General features: G+C 44.0%; 14 protein-coding genes. 12 read left to right on the top strand and 2 right to left on the bottom strand.

The window, feature by feature from the left end:
* Positions 1–27: 27 nt before the first annotated feature.
* A complete protein-coding gene (locus LX99_RS06180; RefSeq protein ID WP_109607080.1) occupies positions 28–3,240 on the bottom strand; it encodes a SusC/RagA family TonB-linked outer membrane protein in 3,213 nt (1,070 codons plus the stop codon).
* A 184-nt stretch (positions 3,241–3,424) separates the two neighbouring features.
* Between LX99_RS06180 and LX99_RS06175 the strand changes: the two genes are divergently transcribed.
* Positions 3,425–4,033, top strand: coding sequence for a TetR family transcriptional regulator (locus LX99_RS06175; RefSeq protein ID WP_109607578.1), 609 nt, complete (start codon positions 3,425–3,427; stop codon positions 4,031–4,033).
* On the opposite strand, the gene LX99_RS06170 is transcribed toward LX99_RS06175, so the two are convergent.
* Positions 4,019–4,264, bottom strand: coding sequence for a CBU_0592 family membrane protein (locus LX99_RS06170; RefSeq protein ID WP_109607079.1), 246 nt, complete (start codon positions 4,262–4,264; stop codon positions 4,019–4,021). The two genes, LX99_RS06175 and LX99_RS06170, sit on opposite strands and share 15 nt — an antisense overlap.
* Positions 4,265–4,916: 652 nt before the next feature.
* Here LX99_RS06170 and LX99_RS06160 point away from each other — a divergent pair.
* From LX99_RS06160 to LX99_RS06115, 11 genes are all read left to right on the top strand, one after another.
* Complete coding sequence (locus LX99_RS06160) at positions 4,917–5,303, top strand: response regulator (RefSeq protein ID WP_109607077.1); 387 nt, start codon at positions 4,917–4,919, stop codon at positions 5,301–5,303.
* Entirely contained in the window at positions 5,284–6,372 is a 1,089-nt protein-coding gene (locus LX99_RS06155) for a sugar transferase (protein ID WP_022829469.1), read from the top strand. Before LX99_RS06160 ends, LX99_RS06155 begins: the two co-directional genes overlap by 20 nt.
* A gap of 13 nt (positions 6,373–6,385) precedes the next feature.
* The gene (locus tag LX99_RS06150; protein WP_170122645.1) at positions 6,386–7,063 is read left to right on the top strand and encodes a TolC family protein; all 678 of its coding nucleotides are present in this window, start codon (positions 6,386–6,388) and stop codon (positions 7,061–7,063) included.
* A 3-nt stretch (positions 7,064–7,066) separates the two neighbouring features.
* Positions 7,067–9,220: an exopolysaccharide transport family protein gene (locus LX99_RS06145; RefSeq protein WP_109607075.1), complete on the top strand. Its 2,154-nt coding sequence runs from the start codon at positions 7,067–7,069 to the stop codon at positions 9,218–9,220.
* Positions 9,221–9,276: 56 nt separating this feature from the next.
* Positions 9,277–9,414 carry a hypothetical protein gene (locus LX99_RS25575; protein WP_022829472.1) on the top strand — a complete coding sequence of 46 codons (138 nt, stop codon included), beginning with the start codon at positions 9,277–9,279 and terminating at the stop codon, positions 9,412–9,414.
* 24 nt (positions 9,415–9,438) lie between these two features.
* Entirely contained in the window at positions 9,439–10,941 is a 1,503-nt protein-coding gene (locus LX99_RS06140; RefSeq protein WP_109607074.1) for an O-antigen ligase family protein, read from the top strand.
* A 10-nt stretch (positions 10,942–10,951) separates the two neighbouring features.
* On the top strand, positions 10,952–11,566 hold the full coding sequence (locus LX99_RS26240; protein WP_022829474.1) for an acyltransferase: 615 nt from the start codon (positions 10,952–10,954) through the stop codon (positions 11,564–11,566).
* A gap of 10 nt (positions 11,567–11,576) precedes the next feature.
* Positions 11,577–12,920 (top strand): oligosaccharide flippase family protein, encoded by a 1,344-nt coding sequence (locus LX99_RS06130; protein ID WP_109607073.1) that lies wholly within the window; start codon positions 11,577–11,579, stop codon positions 12,918–12,920.
* Between the two features lie 10 nt (positions 12,921–12,930).
* Positions 12,931–14,148: a glycosyltransferase gene (locus tag LX99_RS06125; RefSeq protein ID WP_109607072.1), complete on the top strand. Its 1,218-nt coding sequence runs from the start codon at positions 12,931–12,933 to the stop codon at positions 14,146–14,148.
* 63 nt (positions 14,149–14,211) lie between these two features.
* The gene (locus LX99_RS06120; RefSeq protein ID WP_109607071.1) at positions 14,212–15,438 is read left to right on the top strand and encodes a glycosyltransferase; all 1,227 of its coding nucleotides are present in this window, start codon (positions 14,212–14,214) and stop codon (positions 15,436–15,438) included.
* A 59-nt stretch (positions 15,439–15,497) separates the two neighbouring features.
* On the top strand, positions 15,498–18,152 hold the full coding sequence (locus LX99_RS06115) for a non-ribosomal peptide synthetase (RefSeq protein WP_109607070.1): 2,655 nt from the start codon (positions 15,498–15,500) through the stop codon (positions 18,150–18,152).
* The last annotated feature ends 45 nt before the right edge of the window (positions 18,153–18,197 follow it).

The following is an 18,197-nucleotide window of genomic DNA, read 5'->3' as shown; positions in this document are numbered from 1 at the left end:
TTTGAAATGGAACGAAACATCAGGTTGTTAAAAATCAAGATTTAAGCCAAGGGCATACCTGCGCTGGTAAGGATACGCCCAGGCGCTAGGACCCTGGTTAACAGCTTCCGGATCAATATATTTTTTAATGGCCGAAAATTCGTACAGATTTTCGCCTGTGGCGTAAAAGCGCAGGCGGCTGATGCCGATTTTTTTAGTCCATTTGGCCGGGATGGTATAACCTACAGATACGTTTTTAATACGCAGGTAAGCGCCGTTAAGCAGGTATTTGGTTTGCGGGATATCCAAACCGCTGCCATAGTTGGCATCGGCCAGCCATGATTGCAATACCGGGTATTCTGAATTGGTATTGGCATCGGCCAAACCTGCAGCGATATAAGAAGCCGAGTGCTTAGCTCTTTGCTCAGGCGAATCGGCAGTACCGCGGTAGTAGTTCAGGTTCCATGGATATACGTTAGCGTAAGGCTGCTGGTACGGGCCCCAGAACAGGTAATGGTGCGGGTAGAAATCCCGTTTCAAAACACCCTGCAGAAATACGGCCAGGTCAATACCGCGCCAATCCATATTGATATTGGCTCCAATGGTATAGTGATCTGCACTATTACCTATTATTTTTAAGTCTTTAGGATTTTTAGAGCTTAAGCCTTTTTCTATTTTACCATTTCCATCCAGATCTTTGTATTTAGGCCAGCCCTCCACGATAGATAAGGCTCCCCAGGGTACTATGGCAGATTCATCAAGCTTGGCTATTTCGTCTTTACTGCGGAACAAACCGTCATTTTCCAGCCCCCATATTTCACCCAAATCCTGCCCTACGCGATAATTAGAAAACAGATACTGGTCGTTTTTAAATTTAGTGATCTTAGCTCTTGAATCGGAAAGAAATATCTTGACATCAAAGCTGAATGGTTTTGAATCAAGCTCAAACCTGTCGCGATATGATACCGATAATTCCCAGCCTTTAGTGCGCAGATCGGCTGCATTTTGCTTCGGTATATCTGTACCTAATACACCAGGAAGTTCCTGCCCCTGGGTCAACATCCCTTTTGTATCACGAATATAGTAGTCAAACGTAAAAGATAACTTATCATTTAACAAACCTATGTCAGTACCAAAATTCCGTGTGGACACCCTTTCCCAGGTATAAGTTTTTGGATCGACATATAATTTTGGCGCACCGGTAATGATCTGATTTTGGCCATTCCCCCCAATCAGGTAACCTGAATTATCGGTAGCTAATGATTGGATGTAACCAAAATCACCTACATTCTGGTTGCCAAGATCGCCATATGATGCCCGCAGTTTAAATGTTGATACCGCAGGTGCCAATGGCTTGAAGAAATCTTCATTACTCGCTATCCAAGCAGCAGAAGCTGATGGAAAAAAGCCCCACCTTTTTGTAATAGGGAAACGTGACGATCCATCATATCGTCCGGTTGCCTCAAGGATATACCTGTTTTTAAAGGTATAGTTAAGCCTTGAGAATACACTGTTGGTTGCATAGGCCGAGTAGCCGCCACTTGCAGTAGCTACACCATTATTAAGGGATATATAAGGTAATGAAGATGAGATCAATCCGCTTTTACCTGCGTATATTGTAGAATAGCTGTAATCTTCACTATTGAAACCAACCATGGCGCTGAAAAAATGATCGCCCAGTGTTTTTTTATAGGTGGTATAAATGTTAAAAGCATTGTTAAATAAATAACCATTGTTTTCATTTACAGATCCTGGCCCGCCTTCTTCGCGGATATCATTTGGCCCGTAGCCTATTTTATATATTTTGGTATCTGCGTGCGATTTCCATAATTCCCTTTTAAATGAAGCATCAGCATTAAACTGCAAATCGCCGTTTAAAAATAAAGCGGTGGCACTGGTAATGTTCTGAAAACCGAACATATTTTGCAGGCTATTACCGCCATCGGTAAGTTTGGCAGCCAACCTGCCCGCCGATGTATTTGCCCAGCTACCGTCCGGGTTGGTTGCCACATCGGTAGGCTTCAGGTAATACAAATCGGTAATATTTGAGTTTGGCAGCGCGCGTTTGGTTTGGTAGATATTGAGGTTGTTATCTATCTTAAGCCATGATGTAGGCGAAAAACCTACTTTTGAGCGCAAACCGTAACGGCTCCAGTAATCATCGGTTAACTTATTCAACCCGTTATCCTTAGTATAATCGGCAGAGAGGTAATAGGTAAGCGGTTTGTTGTTTACTGTAGCCCCTCCCGAAAAGGTTAACGTATGGCTTTTTGACCAACTGGCATCGTTAAAAAAGTACTTATACCAGTCGTTACTACCCATGTATTCCCATTTTTTGGTTGGGTCGGTCGGGTTAATGCGGGTATCGGCGATTGATGGGTTATCCGATCTTTCTTTAGCCCAGCGGTAATACTCGTCGCTATAGTTTACGTAATCCCATGGGGTATTATCGGTAGAGGTTTCCAGCACCCTCGAAAATATGTAAGGGTCGGTTACCGGTTTGGGCAACAGCGTTGGCTTTGACCATGAAGTATAAGTGTTATAACTGATGGTGTTATGGCCGGCAACGCCCTGTTTGGTGGTTACCAGGATAACGCCAAAGGCTGCCCTGGCGCCATAAATTGCAGCCGATGCGGCGTCGCGCAAAACGGTGAATGAGGTAATGTCTGATGGGGTAAGCCTCAGCAAATCGTCGTTACTGGTGGCCGGAATACCATCAATAACGATTAATGGCGAACCGCCATTGATAGAAGTGTAGCCCCTGATATTGATGGTAGGTACTGTGCCCGGCGCACCACCCGGATAAGTGATATTTAAACCCGGGCTCAGGCCCTGCAAGCCCTGGATCACGTTAGCCAGCGGCCTTGATTCCAGTTGTTTTCCCGAAATCTGGTCGATAGCCCCGGCAATATTGATCTTTTTCTTGGTACCGAAACCAACCACCACAACTTCGTTCAGGTTGGCAAAATCGTCCGACAGGGATACGTCGATCTTTGTTCGCCCGTTCAGCGGGGTTTCTACGGGTTTGTACCCCATAAATGAAAAAACCAACACGGCGTCTGGTTTCAAATCACTAAGTGTATACGCGCCATTCACATTCGTGGCAATGCGCACGTTTGTACCCTTAACATTAATGTTTACGCCGGGCAGCGTTTCTTTTGTTTTTGCATCAGATACAACACCGCTCACGGTGATTCCCTGTGCAAAGCCACCGGCCGAAATAAACAGGAGCAGGAAGATCCAAAGTAGCTTTTTTTTCATTTGATTGATAGTAAATTTTTAATAGGACGGGTGTTACTTTAACCGCCGACTAAATTCCCTATCGCATATTAACACGAGGTTAAACAAGGATTAATAAATTGATTGAACGATCATTCAATTTATTAATTAATTCAGCATGCAGATTTCTTTTTATTACTATTGCATCAAAATCGCTACAAATACAATGGGTCGCAAAAGTCTTAAGGAAACAAGACAACAGGAGATAATCAGTATATTTTATGAGGTGGCCAAAAAAGAAGGCTACGAAAACACATCGATAGCTAAAATAGCTAAGGTAATGGAGATCAACCCGAGCCTCATTTTACATTATTTTGAAACCAAGGAAGACCTTACCTACGCGCTCATTGATCATATCCTTGAAAGTTATTTATCCATATACACCATTACGGATAAAGAGCAGGCTACCTTAGAAAACCTAAAGCGTACGGTTGATATGTTGTTTTCGAAAGAGTGGAACCTGCTTTTTGACGACGGGCTTTTTTATACTTTTTATGCACTGGCTTTCAGGGAAGAAAAGATTAAAGCAAAATATAAACTCATTCTTGATTCGTTGCGGCAGAGACTGGCCGCTATTATAGCGCAGTGCAACGAAAAAGAACTAACGACAGTCGAATCCCCGCAAACAGCCGCCGATTTTATTTTTGTGCTTGTAGACGGCGCTTATTTTTACCTCTCGTTAGAAAACAACGTTCAGTGTTACACCGAAAGGCTAAACTACTACAAACAAATGGCGTACGATTATTTAAAACTACCTCAATCACCTGGATCGTAACCGGCGGCCCAGCGCGTAAATACCGATAAACATCCATAAGAAGTTTGCCGCAGCGTTTGGGAAATCGTTAGAGTTGAGCGCCGTAGCAGCCAGGCAAAGGCCGCCTAAAATATTGAGCAGCTGAAATAACCTTGACTCGGCCTTTAGTATTTTGAGGCTTAACAAAAGGTAGCCGAGGGTGCAAAAAACCACACCCGCCCAACCGGTAACGATAAAAAAATTGTTCGACATAATCCAAACCGGAAATATTGCCGAAAAATAAACAAATTCTGTTTACCCGTAAGGGACCTGAGCCAACAGCAAAGGTGAGACCCATCTAAATCCTATACCCCAAAAATGGGTATAAATAACTAAGAAAATTTTAATGTAAACGAAAAAGTAATTTTTCCATTCGGGAAGCCCGTGATATCCTTGTTCAAAGGATGGACGGGCAATTAACTTTGCGGCTTAAATACCAAAAGCTGCAAATCCCGCACGTTTATCATTTGGGTTGCCACGGTTTGGGGAATCCCTGCAACCCTAACCGGGAATTAATTCCTCGTTTAATAAAGCACCCTTCAATTAACTTTTTGTTAATAATTGCCTATTTATACAACTATTTTCCTGTAAAACACGTAAAAACCGGCATTAAGCCAGTTATCAAGGCATTTCGCCGTTTGGGGAATGCTTATTGCATATATCTTAACAGTAAACAAAGCAAATCAGCGCGGCGGCTTCATCATTAAGCAGCATAGAGCAGGCTAACAAATAACACTAATCATTAATTTATTTTATGATGATTTTAAAATTGAATATAAAGAACCGGATGTTATTTTATTTGATATCCAACAAAACACAACAACAATCATAAGCAAACCCTTCCCAAAGTCAAACCCCAATCAAGATGAAAAGAACGTTACTTATTGTTGATGATGACCTGAGCATATTGAAACTGCTCAACTTCATCCTCTCAAAAGATTATGATATCATCGTTAAGAATAACGGTATTGAAGCATTTAGCTGGCTGGAAGACGGCCATATGCCGGAACTGATCATGTCAGACTTGCAAATGCCTTATTTTGACGGACAATCATTTGTGAAAAATGTGAAGATCAGCGGCTTTTACCGCGACATCCCCGTAATCCTGCTTTCGGCGGCGCACGACCTTGACGAACAGGTAAGCAAAATGCCTTTTAAAGTAGATGCTTACATTCACAAGCCCTTTAAACCAGAACAATTAAAATCAGCCATTAATCAAGTATTAAAAGTTTATGAATCATCAAACAGCTAACTGGAACGAAAGCTCGGGTTCAAATATCAGGGTAGCTTATGCCGGTACTGAATTTAAGGGTGTAATTGAAGCGGGGCTAAATGAAGGGTTTAAAATAGAGTACAACAGCACCATTGATCAGCTTAATGAATACCTGGGCGAACAATCAATCTTATCTGTGCCCGATATTATGCTGGTAGAGGTGGATGCTGCCGGCCAATGGATAAAACTGGTTGAAGACGTTAAAAAAAGCTTCCTGCTTAACGGCCTGATCATCGTTTTGCTTTCATCTCAAAACGATAAAACCTTGAAGCAAAAAGCCATCAAACTAAAGGTGCATGATTTTTACAGCGAACCATTCGAGATCAGCGACTTACGTGAGCGGCTTAATTTCCTGGTTAGATTCAAGCTTATCAAACCTAAGTTGCTCGAGCTGTCTAAAGTGGTTGACACTACCTATAAAATGCCGGTGGGCAAGCGCCTTATCGACCTGGTGATTTCGGGCGGGATGCTGTTTTTCCTTTCGCCGGTAATGCTTGTTATCGCAATCCTGATCAAGCTTGACTCGAAGGGGCCAGTATTTTATAAAAGTAAACGCGTAGGTACAGGGTATAAGGTATTTGATTTTTACAAGTTCAGATCCATGCGTACCGATGCCGACCAGTTGCTGGCCAAACTTTCGGCCGAAAATAACCAGTACGCAGCCGAAGGCGGTGAAAAACAAGCCGCGTTCGTGAAAATTAAGAATGATCCCCGCATTACCAAACTGGGTAATTTTCTACGTAATTCAAGCCTCGACGAGCTGCCCCAGTTATATAACATTTTACGCGGCGACATGTCGGTTGTAGGCAACAGGCCCTTGCCTATATACGAAGCGGAGATGCTGACTTCTAACGAGTGGTCGATGCGCTTTTTGGGCCCGGCCGGCTTAACAGGCCTGTGGCAGATCAGCAAACGGGGTAAAGAAGACATGTCTGAACGCGAAAGGAAAAAATTAGATAATTTTTATGCTCAAAAATATTCTGTTTGGTTAGATTTAAAGATTATTGTGGGTACTGTACCCGCTTTATTCCAAAAAGAGAAAGTATAAACTTATATATACCGTGAAACTAAAACTTATTTGTTTATTTATAACCATCGCCGTAGTTACCAATCGTTTACAAGCGCAGGAAACATCTTTTATAAAAGATATCAATTACCCCTATCTTGAAAAACTGATAGCTACCGCGAAAAAGAACTACCCGGAGGTTAAAGCCCGCCAAAGCCAGGTTGCCGCGGCCAAGGGCTTTTACAACGCCACCGCGTTCTCCTGGCTCGATGGTTTAACCGCATCTTATATTTACAGCCCGCAAACGTCTATCAATATTTCGCAGCCAACCATTTTTAAAGGCTACCAGATTGCCATTTCGTTAAATATAGGGCAGCTGTTTTCGCGCCCCGGTACGGTAAAACAGGCTAAAGAAAACTATAAAGTGGCCCAATTTCAGCAGGCAGAATATATGCTAAGCCTTGAAGCGCAGGTAAAACGCTTTTATTTTGCATACCTTGAAGCCCAGGCCGAACTAAGGTTAAGGGCTAACGCGGTAATTGATGCCGAGAGCGCTGTTAAACAATTAAAATATGCCTTTCAAAAAGGCGAAACAACTTTTCAGATCTACAACGAACAACTTAACAGTTTATATAACCAAAACTCTTTTAAAGTACAGGCCGAATTAGCGACATTTACCGCCAAGACAAATCTTGAAGAATTATTGGGTATTAAACTGGAAGATGTTAAGTAACACATGGAGATAGGTAACTTTTTTAATCTGCTAAAAAAACACAGAAATATCATCATCATCGTTCCGTTGGTGTTTGTTATTGTCTCGTTCTTTCTTGTCAAAAACCTGCCCGATGTTTACGAGTCGCATGCCCAGATAGCTACCGGGATCATTGATGCGTCGCGCCACCTGCTGGATAAAGATGCCACCGCCAATGTGCAGGAGCAACAGGTAGACCGCGAGTTCAGCAACCTGATCGCGATCATGAAGCTGAAAAAGCTCATCGACCAGGTTTCATATTCACTAATGATCCATGACCTGGGCAGCAGTACGCCTTTCCGTAAGCCAAGTAAAGAGCTGCTTGAATTGCGCCCCTATGAGCGCGACGCGGCTTTAAACATCTTAAAAAATAAGTTTGCCAGGCTGCAGCCCCTTTCGGTTTATGATAAAACTGAAAATTCGATAATAGGGTTACTGCGTTCGATGAAATACGACGAGCGCAATATCATGAAAGACCTCGTGATAGCGCGAGATGAGAGTAGCGACTTCATCTCTGTTAGCTACGACTCGGAAAACCCGCAGCTTTCGGCATTTTTGGTGAATACGCTTTGTAAACAGTTTATTGATTATTATACCCAAAGCGTAAAGCAAAACGAATCGAACGCGGTAAACTTCCTGTCGAACTTACTGGAAGCCAAACGGAAAGCCCTGAGCGAAAAAACAGGCGAGCTGCAGCAATACAAAATTGAGAACGGGGTGCTTAACCTCGATGAGCAATCGAAGGCGATTTTTGGCCAGATTATGGTTTATAACGATAAAAAGTTACAGGCCGATAAAGATGCCATATCCTACCAGGGCGCTATCGACGCGATAGACAGGAAGTTTTCGCCCCAGGACCGCAAATATGTGGAAGCCTTAACCAATAAATACAACCAGGCCATTATTGCCACCCAGGAGCAATTACACATCCTGGAAGATCAGTATGTACGCAGCGGGTTTAACAACAAATACAAGGTTGAACTTGATTCGTTACAAGACCAGCTGGCGAGCCAGATCAACCTCTCGTCGGATAAATATATCACCAATCCGCTGGTGGCTAAAGATGACCAGATTAAGCAGAAATTAACCCTTGAGGTTGCGCGCGACCTTGCAAAATACAGTGTAAAATCAATCAACGGCGAGCTCGCCAATTTAAATGCCAAATTTGCCCGCCTCGTGCCTTTTGACGCCAAGGTTAAAACCTATGATTTTGACATTGACATAGCCGGGAAAGAGTACCTTGATGTATTAAACAAGTACAACGAAACCAACCTACGCTCAAATTTTTCGATAAAACTGATCCAGGTTGAAATTGCCACACCGGATGTTGCCCAGCCATCAAAAAAAATGCTGCTCATTATACTGAGTTTTGTGGGCAGCTTGTTTGCCTGTATATTCTGGCTGTTTATTTTGTTTTATATTGATGACACCATCAAAACCCCGACCGAACTGGTTACTAAAACCCAGTTGCCGTTGCTGGGCTACCTCAACAAAATTCAGGGAGAAACACTTGACCTCAGGAAACTTTGGGATATTGAACACCGGGATAAAATGAAAACCTTTAAAGAGCTGCTGCGCTCCATCAGGTTTGAAATTGAACAGGAATTAAACGGTAACAAAGTTTTAGCCATAACCAGCATTGAGCCCGCAGAAGGCAAAACGCTTTTAGCCATCAGCCTTGCTTACTCCTACTCGATGATTAATAAAAAAGTGTTGCTTATTGACGGCAACTTTAATCATCCAACCATAAGCAACACCGCCCAGCCACATGTTTATGTGGAGGATTTTTTCAAGAGCTCATCCCAGCAGCAGGATGTGAGCAGCGTTACCGCTACCGTATTGGGAAACCGCGGGGGCGATGTAACCCTGCTTGAAATTGGCGATGAAGCCTTTGTTAAAAACCGCTTTGACGATCTGCGCAGCAAATACGATATAATTATCATTGACACCGCACCGCTAACTGCGCTCAATAAATCAAAAGAATGGATGTTGTTCAGCAACAAAACCATTGCCGTATTTGAAGCCAATAAAAAGCTTACCAGCATACAAAAACAGCACGTTGCCTATTTAAAAGGCCTCGAAAACAAGTTTGCAGGCTGGGTACTGAATAAAACGGATTACAACAATCAGCAAAAATAAAGCCGCCGCGGTGTTAGAAGCGTGTACAGCGCTGCTCAAATTAAATATTTTTTAAAATGAGATTTGACCCTCCTGAAATAGAAAAGGACCCTTATGAGGATTTAACGCCGCTACAAAAAAAAACGCGGAAGGCCGCCATCTGGTTCGCCTTTATCGGGGTATATGTCTGGGCCATAAAAATCCTGTTCCTGTAATCTATATTAGTTGTTATCTGCTTTATGCTAAACAAACCAACAGGCAATACCAAAATTAAATCCGGTTTCTGGAAGGATTTGCTGGTGCAAAAATTTTCGCACCCCTTGGCCCTGCTTATTTTGTTGATTACCTGCCTGGCTGTAAGCTTTCTCACCTATAAATTGCAATTTATAGGTTTTGGTGCCGTTATGGTTTTAACCATAGGGCTGCCTATTGTATTTGCCATTACAGTTTACCCCGAGTTTGGAATATTCGCGCTAATTATAGCCGCGTTTTTTATCAGTTATGTATCAGAATTTCTTCCGGACCAGGTTCCTATAGGTACGCTGATGGATGTTACCACTTACCTGCTCATCCTCGGTTTCTTTATCAAACAGCGCACAGAGCGAAACTGGACTTATTTCAAAAATCCGGTTAGTTATATGATACTGGCCTGGCTGGCTTTCAATCTGCTTGAATTTGTAAACCCCTCTGCCGATTCGCGCCTGGCCTGGGTTTATACCGTACGTACAGTAGGCTTTATTATGCTGATGTACTTTGTTTTTGTGTACCAGATCCGCACCATTAAATTCATCAAAACGCTTTTAAAGCTGTGGCTTTTTTTAGATGTGCTGGCCGGCATCTCGGCTTTTCAGCAGGAAAATTTCGGGTTCCTGCCTTTCGAGCACCGATACCTTTACTCCGACCCGCTGCGGGTAAGCCTGCTGTTTATTAACGGGCACATGCGCAAGTTCGGCATCTTTTCAGATCCCGTTACGTTTTCATACAACATGGTGATCGGTAGCCTGCTGTGCATCGTACTCATTATGGGTAACCTTCCGCAAAAAAAGAAAATTATACTCGGTTGCACCGCGGCATTCTTTTTATACGTAATGCTTTATTCGGGCACCAGGGCGGCTTATGTATTAATTCCGGGGGCGCTTTCCATGCTGGCCGTGATCAATTTTAATAAAAAGGTGCTTACTTTTACCCTCATCGCAGGGGCAATGCTGGCCGTATTGATTGTAATGCCCACCTCAAACCCGCTCATTAAACGTTTCCAGACGGCTTTTAACCCGTCGGACGATCCATCCTATAATGTTCGGGCCGAAAACCAGAAAAAGATCAAACCGTTCATCCTTTCGCACCCTATCGGGGGCGGTCTTGGTTCGGTAGGTATCTGGGGGAGGCGTTTTTCGCCCAATTCCATGTTGGCTAAGTTTCCGCCGGATAGCGGTTATGTACGCGTAGCTGTTGAGATGGGCTGGCTTGGCCTGATCCTGTTTTGCACCTTATTTTTCATTGTGCTGAAAACGGGCATCAATTTTTACTTCAGCGTAAAAAACCCCGAACTTAAAAATTATTGCCTGGCCATGCTGTTAGTACTTTTTGCCTTTAATATCGGCAACTTTCCGCAGCAGGCACTCGTTCAATACCCTTCAAACATCCTGTTTTACCTGGCAATATCAATACTGGTGGTTTGCAAACGGATTGACAACCAGGAGCAGGAACAACTTAAACAGTTAAACAAAACCCAAGCGGTATAATTATAAGCCAATGTCCATAGTATCGTCCATCAAATCAAACCCGAAGCTTAAAAAACTGGTGCACTGGATGCTGATCCCGAGCGGACAATCGCGGCCGCGGCTTTGGGTAAGGCTTATCCTGAACCGTTTTTTTCATCACCGCGGCAAAGGCAGCGTGGTGCGGTTTTACTCGCGCATGGATCTGTTTCCTTTCAATAAGTTTTCGCTGGGCGCCAAAAGTATCATAGAAGATTTTGCCGTGATCAACAACGGCGTAGGCGACGTATTTATTGGCGAAGGCACCGGCATTGGTATAGGCAACGTAGTAATCGGACCGGTTAAAATAGGCAATTTCAGTATGACGGCCCAGCACGTGGTAATATCGGGCTTAAACCACGGCTACCAGGATGTTACTATCTCGCCCCGGCACCAGAAAGTAACTACCAAACAAATCACCATTGATGATAATGTATGGATTGGCGCCAATTGCACGGTAACCGCCGGGGTAACTATCGGTAAACACTCGGTAATAGGCGCGGGCAGTGTGGTTACCCGCGACATCCCCCCCTATTCGGTAGCGGTTGGTAATCCGGCCAAAGTAATTAAGCAATACAATTTTACAACGCAAACCTGGGAAAAAGCGTAAAAGCATTTACATGAGTTTATTTAAAAAGTTAATAAACAAGCACACGCTTTCATTAGCTACCAACGCGGTGCTGCCCGTGCTGGGCATGGTGATCCTTTCGTTACTGGCTCACCGCTTAAGCAAGCAGGCCTTTGGTAACTATGTATTTTTCCTGATTATTTTTACCCTGGCCGATACTTTCCGTACGGGTTTTTTGCAAACATCGCTCATCAAGTTTTACTCAGGCTCAACCTCCGGGCGCATGCGCGAAATTTCGGGCTCTACCTGGTACCTGGGCTTTATAATTACCACGGCATTTGCCCTGGTTAACTTCATCATTTATTTAATTTATCCCGGAACCGATCCCGATATAATGGTTACCTTAAAATGGTTCAGCCTTATTTATTACTGTACACTCCCATCGGCGGTAAGCTTATGGATACTGCAGGCCGAAGAGCGGTTTGACAAGATGTTTATTTTACAGCTGATGAACCAGGGCGGTTTCCTGGTACTGGTGGTGATGATGGCATTGATAGGGAAGTCGGATTTTAATACCACTATTTACTCCTACTTTGCCGCCAACCTGCTTAGCAGTACCATATGCATCATCATAGGCTGGGCAAAGGTTAAAACCATCGCCTCGAAAAGCTGGGACACTATTAAAGAAATGGCCCATTTTGGCAAATACAGTGTGGGTACATCCATCAGCTCGTATTTGCTGCGCAGCTCGGATACGCTTATCGTAAAACCGATGTTCAGTCCTGACCTGCTGGCGGTTTATTATATCCCGCAGCGGTTAATGGAGATTTTTGAGATTCCCTTACGAGCCTTTATATCAACCGCGCTCCCGGCCATGTCGGCAGCTGTACAGCGTGATGACAAAAAGCATGTTGCCTACATCATGAAGAAGTACGCGGGTATGCTTACCATGGCGCTCACCCCTATCGCTGTTATCTGTTTTGCCGCCGCGGATATCATCATCGGGATCATATTCGGATCGAAATACTATCATTCGGATGCCGGTAATATCTTTCGCATTTTTATGTGTTATGTGATGTTGCTACCTATTGACAGGTTTTTTGGTATTACGCTGGATATGATAGGCAAGCCGCAGCTCAATATGATCAAAGTATTTTTAATGCTAACGGTTAATGTTATCGGCGATTTTACCGGCATTTTCATCTTTCACAGCTTGTACGCGGTGGCTGTAGCCTCTATATTCACCTTTTTCTCGGGGGCTATATTTGGCTACTGGGCGCTTAAAAAACATCTTCAATTTAAAATATCCGACATTTTTGTTTTAGGCTATATCGAACTTAAAGAATTGATCGGTATGGTGATGCAAAAAATTAAAGGGAAACAGATAACCGAATAACATACTACCTATGGAGCTTAAGAACAGGCATATCGTCATATTTTCGCAGATGCAGTTTGATAGCCGGCTCGAATCTACAAACTACACCATGGCCAAACATCTGGCTAAGGACAACTACGTTTATTATGTTGACAGGCCTTATACCTGGAAGGATTATGTTCAGTTTAAGGATACCCCCGGTTACCAGGCCCGTAAACCGCATTTTTTCTCGTCGGCAGATAGTTTTATCCAAACGGATATCCCTAATTTGAAGATCATTATTTCGCCGCCTGTACCTTCCATCAATTCGCTGCCGGAAGGTAAGATTTACCGCCTGGCCTTGAAAGTTAACGAATGGATAGTAGCCAACCGGCTTAACAAGGTGATCAAAAACCTGGGGATAACCGATTATATTTTCATCAACTCCTACGCTTTTTATTACCCCACCATGCACCGGTTGCTTAAGCTGCAGCCTTTGTTAAAAGTATATCACTGCGTTGACCCTTTAATTGAAGAATATCAAACCCGCCACGGATTAATATCCGAAGACCTGTTGGTGAAGGATATGGATATGGTGATCTGCACCAGTAAGGAATTAACCAATATAAAAGCGAAGCTTAACCCTGTTTGCTACTTTGTACCCAACGCGGCCAACATCAGCCATAGTCAAAAAGCGCTTGATCCGCAGCTTCCTGTTGCTGAGATCCTGGCAGATGTAGCCAAACCCATTATAGGTTACTTTGGCAATATTGAACGGAGGATTGACTACGACCTGCTTACTGATCTGTTAAAACAAAACCCGGATAAAAACTTTGTTTTTGTTGGGCCCGTAGATATAGATTATGAAAACAACCCCGCTTTTAACGCGCCTAATATCTTCAAAAAGGGATCAGTTCCATATAATGATTTGCCTGCTGTACTAAAAGGGTTTGACGTAGCCATTATTCCTTTTAAAAAAGATGATGTGAGCAGCTCGATATTTCCGCTTAAGCTGTTTGAATACCTGGGCTCGGGCAGGCCGGTTGTGATAACCGATTTTAATGCCGACCTGGAAGAGTTTACCGGGGATACGGTGCATATTTGCAAAAACGCCGGCGAGTTTACAGCCGCCATTAACCTATCGTTAAATGATACGCCCTGGCTACAACAAAAAAGATTAAATGTAGCAGCACAAAATACCTGGGAACACCGTATAAAAGAAATAAAAGACCTGCTGGCAACAAATTTGAATAATAAGCATAAAGGTTAATTTGCAAACAAAGCCGCCTTTGTACTAATAATTAACAAAACAGGGATTTTATCATCATAAAACATGGAAATCATTAAACTTATTGCATCGGTAGTGGCAATTGTACTTTTTATATACCTTGGCGTATATAGTCTGTACCTGTTTGTGTTCTCGGTATTGGGGAAATTAATTCCCATAAAGCAACCGCTAACGGCAACCAAACTCAGTAATTTCATTGTTTACATCTGCGCTTATAAAGAAGATGAAATTATTTTAAACTCGGCTGCCGCAGCCCTTACCATCAATTATCCGAAAGATAAATTCCATGTTTGCGTAATTGCCGATTCGCTTAAGCCCGAAACCATTGCCAAACTGAAGCAGATGCCCTTGCAGGTGGTAGAGGTTGTTTTTGAAACCAGTACCAAATCAAAAGCGTTAAATAAAGCCATTGAAAATACAGCGCCGGGCTTTGATGCTGCTGTTGTTTTTGATATTGATAATGTTGCCGCGCCCGATTATTTAAACGAGATCAACAATTACCTGCAGGCCGGCCACCGTGTGGTGCAGGGCCATCGCATCGCGAAAAACTCCAATACACAGGTTGCTGTACTGGATGCGGTTAGCGAAGAGGTTAACAACCATATTTTCCGGAAATCGCAGCAGGTATTTAATTTTTCGGCTGCTATTATAGGCTCGGGCATGGCGTTGGAGTATCAACTATTTGTTGATGTAATGAGCAGGATTGACGCGGTTGGCGGTTTTGATAAGGAGATGGGCCTGCTGCTTACGCGCAAAAAAATCCATGTTAACTATGCCGAAAAAGCATATATATACGATGAAAAAGTAAGCAACCCAGCCGTGTTTGAGAAACAGCGCAAACGCTGGCTTTCCGCCCAGTTTAACCTGCTTAAAAAATACGGGGCCACCGCCCCTGCCCAGCTGCTGCGCGGCAATTTTGATTATGTGAACGAAATTTACCAGATGGCCATCCTGCCCCGCGTATTGATGCTTGGTCTGATGCCCGTAATGTTGTTTATTTCGATACTTACGCCGGGCATAGGGCCCGACTGGCATTTATGGCTTTACGCCACCTTAGCCTGCTATATTGGTATTATAGTTGCCATACCGGCATCGTTTTATAACAGAAAACTTTTGGAAGCGATGCTGAAGCTGCCACGTATTTTTTTCACCATGTTCCTGCTGTTGTTTAAATTAAAGGGCGCCAACCAAAAGTTTATCCACACGCCGCATGATCACGCCCCGCAAGATGTAGTTCCGCAAAACATAAAAGACCAGGCAAGCGCGCAATAAAAATTAACGGTAACAAAACTGAACAATCAAACCAGCTTAATAGCTAACAAAAGATACTTATGGATGCTCCTTTAAACACCGATGCAATAAACGCTTTAAATAATACAGCTGTAGCATATCCAAAAGAGAAAGCGCTGATCCACCTAACAGCGGAGGCCGCCGGGCAGTACCCGGATAAGATTGCCCTTAAATTTCATGAAAGGGTATTTACCTACCGGGCTTTAAACGACGCGGCAAACAAGCTTGCCGGTTACCTGGTTGACCAGGGGTTGAAACGGGGCGATGTTGCAGGCGTGGCGCTCGACCGCTCGCCCGAAATGGTGATCTCGTTATTAGCCGTTATGAAAACAGGCGCGGCTTATGTACCGCTCGATCCGGACTACCCGAAAGACAGGATCGAGTTTATGCTGGAAGATTCGGCTGCAAAGATTTTAATCACATCCGAAAAATATCACAATCACTTTGCGGCAAATGCCACAGAGGTTTTGATTGAGGCAGCGCTAGAAAAATTTCCCGCCTACCCTGCTGTCGAGCCTCAAAGCGGTGTTAAAGGCGAAGATCTGGCGTATATCCTTTACACATCCGGCTCAACCGGAAAGCCTAAAGGTGTGCAGATCCGCCATTTCAGTCTCATCAACTTTTTGTTAAGCTGCAGGGATTCAAGGCCCGGCTTAACACCTGCCGATAAAGTGCTCGCGGTTACTACCATATCATTTGATATCGCGGGCCTCGACCTGTATTTACCGCTGATAACCGGGGCCGAACTGTTGCTTGCCGATTCGGCAACGGCCAAAGACGGCCGCGCCTTGCTTGACCTTGTAAAAGCCGAGCAGGTAACCGTAATGCAGGCAACGCCTTTTACCTGGCGCATGATGCTGGCATCGGGCTGGGACTGTAAAATTGATTTGAAGGTTTATTGCGGCGGTGAAGCTTTCCCCAAAGATCTGGCAACCCAACTATTACCTAAAACCAGCGAGATCTGGAACCTGTACGGCCCAACCGAAACCACCATATACTCCACCATTAAACAAATTACCAGCGATGAGGATATTACCGTTGGTACCCCTGTGGCCAACACGCAGATTTATATTGTTGATGAGCAATTGAATAATTTAACCGATGGTTCGATAGGCGAAATTTTTATAGGTGGCGATGGCGTAGCCGTTGGTTACCTGAACCGCGAAGAACTATCGGCGGAAAAGTTTGTAAAAGATATTTTCTCATCCGACGAAAACGCCCGCATGTACCGCACCGGCGACCTGGGTAAGATCAGGCACGATGGCGAAATTGTTTGCCTTGGCCGTATCGACCACCAGGTTAAAGTACGCGGTTACCGTATTGAACTGGAAGAGATTGAACAAAACCTGCTAAAACAGGATAATGTGAAACAGGCAGTAGTCATAGCCCGCGAAGATACACCCGGCATGCCGCGCCTGGTTGCCTATGTGATTACACCCGAGGCCAAAGAAGGCATCGAACTTAAAAACCAGTTTGACGCTTGGCAAAGGGGCTTGCTGGAAGTATTACCTGAGTACATGGTGCCGGATGATTTTGTGGTAATGGAAGCTATCCCGATCACGCCAAACGGTAAAATAGACCGCAAAGCTTTACCAAAACCGGATTATAACATTATATACCGCGAAGGTGAATTTGTTGAGCCGGTTACTGATAACGAAAAACTGGTAGCCCGCATCTGGCAGCAAAATATGGGGATCGAAAAGATCAGCATCCTTGATAACTTCTTCGAGCTTGGAGGCCGATCATTAGTTGCCGTGAAAATTATGGCGGCTATTGAGCAGGAAACTGGCAAACGCCTGCCATTGGCCACCTTGTTTGAACATGCCACCATCCAGAAGCTGGCCAAAAGGCTGGAAGGTGACGAGGTAATCAGTTGGGAATCATTAGTACCGATAAAGCCTACCGGCAGCAAAATGCCGCTTTACATTGTACACGGCGCCGGGCTGAACGTGTTGCTGTTTAACGCGCTTGCCATGAATATGGATGCTGAGCAGCCGGTTTACGGCTTACAGGCCCGTGGCCTTAACGGTATTGACGAGCCGCTTGATGTGATGGAGGAAATTGCCGCGAACTATATTGCCGAAATTGTAGCGAAAAACCCGGACGGACCTTATGCGCTTGCAGGTTATTCATTAGGCGGTATCATCGCTTACGAAATGGCTAACCAACTGATAGCGGCAGGCAAGGAAGTGAAAATGGTAGCTATGTTTGATACTTACGCCGAACGGTCAAACGTAAACGACAGCGCTGCTAAAAAAGCGATAGATAAGGCGGTATTGGGTACCAAAAAGTTTCTGCACAGCTTTGTATTGCTGGCCGAAGACCCGAAACGTACTATCGAATACAAAGGCCTGATGCTTAAACGCCAGCTAATAAAAACCTACTGGAAGCTGTTTAAAAAAGGCGAAAAGCGGGAAGGTTTTTTTGCCTACGACAATGAAATTGACGAAGCCAGCGAAAAGGCATTACGCAACTATGTATTAAAACCGCTGGATATCAAGCTTGATTTGTTCCGTGCCAAAAAACGCACTTTTTACATGGAAGATTTTGAATTTTTAGGCTGGATACCTTTCGCTAAACGGGGCGTTAACGTTCATGAAATTCCGGGCGAGCACAATACCATTTTCGCGCCGCCAAACGATAAAGAATTTGCGGAAGTTTTGCAGAAATGCCTTGATCGCGCAGCCGCGAATTAATTATCTTATAATTAACAAAACTAACAGGCCTGTTAAAGCTTTAAG

The organism is Mucilaginibacter oryzae (assembly GCF_003148845.1).
GTDB lineage: Bacteria > Bacteroidota > Bacteroidia > Sphingobacteriales > Sphingobacteriaceae > Mucilaginibacter > Mucilaginibacter oryzae.
This window is presented reverse-complemented; position numbering and strand designations above follow the sequence as displayed.

Bases quoted from the DNA above. Each gene is read 5' to 3' on its own strand.
- LX99_RS06180 (WP_109607080.1), bottom strand. From the start codon at position 3,240: ATGAAAAAAAAGCTACTTTGGATCTTCCTGCTCCTGTTTATTTCGGCC.
- LX99_RS06175 (WP_109607578.1), top strand. From the start codon at position 3,425: ATGGGTCGCAAAAGTCTTAAGGAAACAAGACAACAGGAGATAATCAGT.
- LX99_RS06170 (WP_109607079.1), bottom strand. From the start codon at position 4,264: ATGTCGAACAATTTTTTTATCGTTACCGGTTGGGCGGGTGTGGTTTTT.
- LX99_RS06160 (WP_109607077.1), top strand. From the start codon at position 4,917: ATGAAAAGAACGTTACTTATTGTTGATGATGACCTGAGCATATTGAAA.
- LX99_RS06155 (WP_022829469.1), top strand. From the start codon at position 5,284: ATGAATCATCAAACAGCTAACTGGAACGAAAGCTCGGGTTCAAATATC.
- LX99_RS06145 (WP_109607075.1), top strand. From the start codon at position 7,067: ATGGAGATAGGTAACTTTTTTAATCTGCTAAAAAAACACAGAAATATC.
- LX99_RS25575 (WP_022829472.1), top strand. From the start codon at position 9,277: ATGAGATTTGACCCTCCTGAAATAGAAAAGGACCCTTATGAGGATTTA.
- LX99_RS06140 (WP_109607074.1), top strand. From the start codon at position 9,439: ATGCTAAACAAACCAACAGGCAATACCAAAATTAAATCCGGTTTCTGG.
- LX99_RS26240 (WP_022829474.1), top strand. From the start codon at position 10,952: ATGTCCATAGTATCGTCCATCAAATCAAACCCGAAGCTTAAAAAACTG.
- LX99_RS06130 (WP_109607073.1), top strand. From the start codon at position 11,577: ATGAGTTTATTTAAAAAGTTAATAAACAAGCACACGCTTTCATTAGCT.
- LX99_RS06125 (WP_109607072.1), top strand. From the start codon at position 12,931: ATGGAGCTTAAGAACAGGCATATCGTCATATTTTCGCAGATGCAGTTT.
- LX99_RS06120 (WP_109607071.1), top strand. From the start codon at position 14,212: ATGGAAATCATTAAACTTATTGCATCGGTAGTGGCAATTGTACTTTTT.
- LX99_RS06115 (WP_109607070.1), top strand. From the start codon at position 15,498: ATGGATGCTCCTTTAAACACCGATGCAATAAACGCTTTAAATAATACA.